This window comes from Streptomyces sp. IBSBF 3136 (genome assembly GCF_036815105.1).
Classification (GTDB): domain Bacteria; phylum Actinomycetota; class Actinomycetes; order Streptomycetales; family Streptomycetaceae; genus Streptomyces.
Window position 1 is genome coordinate 1 of record NZ_JAJSZC010000368.1, and the last position, 4719, is coordinate 4719.

The window sequence follows — 4719 nt, forward strand, 5'->3', positions numbered from 1 at the left end:
CCCCCCCCCCCCCCCCCGGGTGGCGGGGCCGGGGAGTCCCCGCCTCCCGGGGGCGGCCAGGCGGCCCGGAGTGTCCGGCCCGCCCGCCGCGACGGCGGTGCGGCGGGAGTTCCGCCGCCGGAGGGCCGGCGGCGAGGCCGGCCCGGCTTCGGGCCCTGGCCGGGCGCAGGCTTCGAGCAGGACCGGAGATCCGAGCGGCGTCCCGCGTTCCGTCAGGCTCGGCGCGGCCCCGGTGTTCATGACACCGGCTCCGTCAGTTCGCGGTCCATCGGGACGTCGGCCGTGACGGTGACCGCGGCCGGGTCCAGATCGGCCGGTGTGGGCATCACGCTGCCCGGGAGCCGGACGGCGGCGGCGCCGTGGGTCACGGCGGAGGCCAGGGCCTCGGGGCCGCCGCCCCCGGCGATCAGGAAGCCGGCGAGGGAGGAGTCGCCGGCGCCCACGTTGCTGCGTACCGCGTCCACGCGGGCGCTGCCGAACCAGGTGCCGGCGTCGTCCACCAGCAACTGCCCGTCGGCGCCCAGGCTCGCGAGCACGGCGCGCGCGCCCATGCCGCGCAGTTCCTCGGCCGCCTTCACCGCGTCGCCCACGGTCGTCAGGGGGCGCCCTACCGCTTCCGCGAGTTCCGCCGCGTTCGGTTTCACCACGTCCGGCCGCGCGGGCAGCGCCTCGAGCAGCGCGCGCCCCGAGGTGTCCAGGGCGATGCGGACGCCCGCCGCGTGCGCCCGGGCGACGAGATCGGCGTACCAGGAGGGCGCGAGCCCGCGGGGCAGGCTCCCGCAGCAGGCGATCCACCGGGCGCCCGGGGACTGCGCGCGGACGGTGTCCAGCAGGAGTTCCTGCTCGGCGGGCGACAGCTCCGGACCCGGTGCGTTGATCTTCGTCAGGACCCCGTCCACCTCGACGAGCGCGATGTTGGACCGGGTGGCTCCGGCGATCGGGACCGGCGCGACCTCGATGCCCTGCGCGTCGAGCAGTTCGGCGACGAGGGCGCCCGGCGCGCCGCCCAGCGGCAGCACCGCGACCGTGCGGCGGCCGGCGGCCGCGACGGCGCGCGAGACGTTCACGCCCTTGCCGCCCGGGTCGGTGCGCTCGGTCTCGGCGCGGATGACCTCGCCCCGCTCCAGGGCGTGGACCTCGTAGGTGCGGTCGAGGGACGGGTTGGGGGTGACGGTGAGAATCATGCGCGCACCACTTCCGTGCCGCCGCGCTCGATGGCGGCGCTGTCCTCGGGGCTCAGCCCGCTGTCGGTGATCAGCAGGTCCACGTCGCCCAGGCCGCCGAAGCGGGCGAAGTGCTCCTGGCCGTGTTTGGCGGAGTCGGCGAGCAGCACGACGCGGCGGGCGGCGGCGACGGCCGCGCGCTTGACCGCTGCCTCGGCGAGATCGGGGGTGGTCAGGCCGTGTTCCACGGAGAAGCCGTTGGCGGCGACGAACGCGATGTCGGCGCGGATCTCGGCGTAGGCGCGCAGTGCCCAGGCGTCGACGGCGGCGCGCGTACGGTGCCGTACCCGTCCGCCGACCAGGTGGAGCTGGATGCCCGGGTGATCGGCGAGGCGGGCCGCGATCGGCAGGCTGTGGGTGACGACGGTGAGGGACGCCTCCAGGGGGATGGCGGCGGCCACGCGTGCCACCGTCGTACCGGCGTCGAGGACCAGCGTGCCGTCGACGGGCAGCTCGGCGAGGGCCGCCTTGGCGATGCGGTCCTTCTCGTCGGCGGCGGTGGACTCCCGTTCGCTGAGGTCGGGTTCGAAGTCGAGGCGGCCGACCGGAATGGCGCCCCCGTGCACCCGGCGCACCAGGCCGGCGCGGTCGAGGGCCTTCAGATCACGGCGGATCGTCTCCGCCGTCACCTGGAACTCCTCGGCCAGCGACAGCACGTCCACCCGGCCGCCGTCCCGGGCGATCCGGAGGATCTCCTGCTGCCGCTCCGGTGCGTACATGTCCGTTCGCCTCCGAATGATGCCCGAACGTGTGGTTTCGATTCGAGGCTACGCCCGGTTTTTCCGAAAGTAAACAGGTTCGGATTCGAATCGGGCATGAACGGACTTCCGTCTGTGCTTGCACGCCGACGGAGCCGTACGACGCGGGGCCGGGCCCGGACGACGAAGGGCCCGGCACCACTGCGGTGCCGGGCCCTCGTCCTGCCTGCCGGTCAGCCCACCAGCTCGGACTCCCGCTCGGTCGCGGGAAGCTCCCCGTCCGCCGCGCCCTCCCCGTGCTGCGCCGGACGCTTCGGGAGGGCGGACATCAGCAGGAAGATCACGCCCATGACCCCGGCGACCCACCACAGCGCGTGCTGGAAGGCGTGTACGAAGGCCGGGCCCACCTGGGCGCGCGTCAGCCGGTCGCCGATCACCCCGAAGAACACCACGGACACCAGCCCGAGGCCGAGCGCGTTGCCCATCTGCTGCACGGTGTTGATGAGACCGGACGCCGATCCGGCGTGCTCGCGCGGGACCTCCGAGAGCACCGCGTCCGTCAGCGGGGCGACGATCAGCCCCATGCCGGCCCCCATGACGACCAGCGGGAGGGCCATCTGCCAGGAGGCGATGGCAAGGCCGTACCGGTGGGCCTCCCAGATGTAGAGGAGAACGCCCACCGCCATCACCAGCGCACCCGCCTGGAGCACCTTGCGGCCGAACCGCGGGACCAGCTTCTGCACCGACATCCCGGCCGCCGTGGACACCGCGAGCGAGAACGGCACGCCGGTCAGGCCGGCCCGCAGCGGGCTCCAGCCGAGGCCGAACTGCATGTACAGCGTCCAGACCAGGAAGAAGATGCCGAGCGCGACACCGAAGACGGTCTGCACGGCGATGCCGGCGGCGAAGCTCTTGACCCGGAACAGCGACAGCTCGATCAGCGGAGAGCCGTCGCGGGCCGCCTTGCGCCGCTCGTACGCCACCAGCGCCGCGAACACCCCGAGCGCGCCCGCCATGCACACGTAGCCCCACAGCGGCCAGTGCAGCTCACGGCCGCGGGTGAGCGGGTAGAGCAGCATCAGCAGGCCGAGGGTCACCAGGGCGACGCCGACCAGGTCCAGCTTCAGCGCCTTCGGCGCGCGGGACTCGGTGATGTAGCGGCGGCCGAGCAGGAAGGCGACGACGCCGACCGGCAGGTTGATCAGGAAGATGGGACGCCACTCGAGACCGAACAGGTTCCACTCCGTCAGCAGGGCGCCCAGCAGCGGCCCGGAGACCGCGCCGAGGCCGACGATCGCCCCGAACATGCCGAACACCTTGCCGCGTTCGTGGGCGGGGAAGGTGGCGTGCACGATCGACAGGACCTGCGGGACCATCATCGCCGCCATGCCGCCCTGGAGGAGGCGGGAGGCGACCAGCATCTCCGGGTTCGCGGCGAACCCGCACAGCGCTGAGGCCAGGGTGAAGCCGCCGATGCCGACGAGGAACAGCCGGCGGCGGCCGTGGATGTCACCGAGACGGCCACCGGTGATCAGACCGGCGGCGAAGGCGAGGGCGTACCCCGCGGTTATCCACTGGATCTGGCTGAGCGAGGCGTCCGCGTCCCGCTGGATCGAGGGGATCGCGATGTTGACGATCGTGACGTCGACGAGGTCCATGAAGGCCGCCGCCATGACGATCGCGAGCGCGAACCAGCGGCGGCGGTCGCCCGGTGCCTGCTGAGAGCCGAGGGTTGGTTCCGTGGAGGTCATGCGTCCAGGCTAGGACCCAAGTAGGTCAGATCATGTCCTAGTCGTACGGCATTCTCGTAGGCATGACGACGGACACTCCGGCCCGGCTTCTCCACCTGCTCTCGCTCCTCCAGACACCGCGTGAGTGGCCCGGCGGCGAACTCGCCGAGCGGCTCGGGGTCTCCCGCCGTACCGTCCGGCGGGACATCGACCGGCTGCGGGAGCTGGGCTATCCGGTGCAGGCGACGATGGGCTCGGACGGCGGGTACCGGCTGGTCGCGGGCAAGGCGATGCCACCGCTGGTGCTCGACGACGAGGAGGCGGTGGCGATCGCGGTCGGCCTGCGGGCCGGCGCCGGACACGCGGTGGAGGGCGTGGACGAGGCGTCCGTGCGGGCGCTGGCGAAGCTGGAGCAGGTGCTGCCGGCCCGGCTGCGCCACCGGGTGTCCACACTGCAGGCCGCGACGACCCCGCTGACCAGCGGGGACGGGGCGAGCATCGCGCCGGAGACGCTGACCGTGATGGCGTCGACGGTGGCGGGACGGGAGCGGCTGCGCTTCGCCTACCGGGACAAGGAGGGCGGTGAGACCCGGCGGCTTACCGAGCCGCACCGGCTCGTCTCGACGGGGCGCCGGTGGTACCTCGTCGCCTACGACCTCGACCGGCAGGACTGGCGCACGTTCCGGGTGGACCGGGTGCGGGAACCGTTCCCCACCGGGACGCGGTTCGCGCCGCGGGAACTGCCGGAGGGGGATGCGGCGGAGTACCTGCGCCGGTCCATCGGGCGGCGGCAGGACCGGTACGAGTTCGAGGTCCGGTTCGCCGCCCCCGTGGAGGCGGTGTCCGCCCGGCTGCCGGAATGGCTCGGCACGCCGGAGGCGGACGGGGAGGGCGGATGCGTGCTGCGCGGCGCGGGCGGGGACCAGTTGGAGTGGCTGGCGGTACGCCTGGCCATGGTCGGCTGCGAGTTCACCGTGCGGGCACCGGCCGAACTGGCGGACTGCGCGAGGGAACTGGGCGGCCGGCTGAGTCGGGCGGCCGGACAGGTGGGTGGGTGACCCTCGCGGG

Annotated in this window: 4 protein-coding genes; 1 reads left to right on the forward strand and 3 read right to left on the reverse strand. The window is 73.6% G+C overall.

Annotated features, from left to right (window positions below):
- Positions 1-236: 236 nt before the first annotated feature.
- The 3 genes from pfkB to V7E45_RS38860 all read right to left on the reverse strand — a co-directional run bounded on the left by pfkB (position 237) and on the right by V7E45_RS38860 (position 3672).
- On the reverse strand, positions 237-1184 hold the full coding sequence (gene pfkB, locus V7E45_RS38850) for a 1-phosphofructokinase (RefSeq protein ID WP_333778997.1): 948 nt from the start codon (positions 1182-1184) through the stop codon (positions 237-239).
- A complete protein-coding gene (locus tag V7E45_RS38855) occupies positions 1181-1942 on the reverse strand; it encodes a DeoR/GlpR family DNA-binding transcription regulator (RefSeq protein WP_333778998.1) in 762 nt (253 codons plus the stop codon). Before V7E45_RS38855 ends, pfkB begins: the two co-directional genes overlap by 4 nt.
- Before the next feature lie 212 nt (positions 1943-2154).
- Positions 2155-3672, reverse strand: coding sequence for an MFS transporter (locus tag V7E45_RS38860; RefSeq protein ID WP_333778999.1), 1518 nt, complete (start codon positions 3670-3672; stop codon positions 2155-2157).
- A gap of 62 nt (positions 3673-3734) precedes the next feature.
- On the opposite strand from V7E45_RS38860, the gene V7E45_RS38865 reads away from it, so the two are divergent.
- Positions 3735-4709 (forward strand): helix-turn-helix transcriptional regulator, encoded by a 975-nt coding sequence (locus V7E45_RS38865; RefSeq protein ID WP_333779000.1) that lies wholly within the window; start codon positions 3735-3737, stop codon positions 4707-4709.
- The last annotated feature ends 10 nt before the right edge of the window (positions 4710-4719 follow it).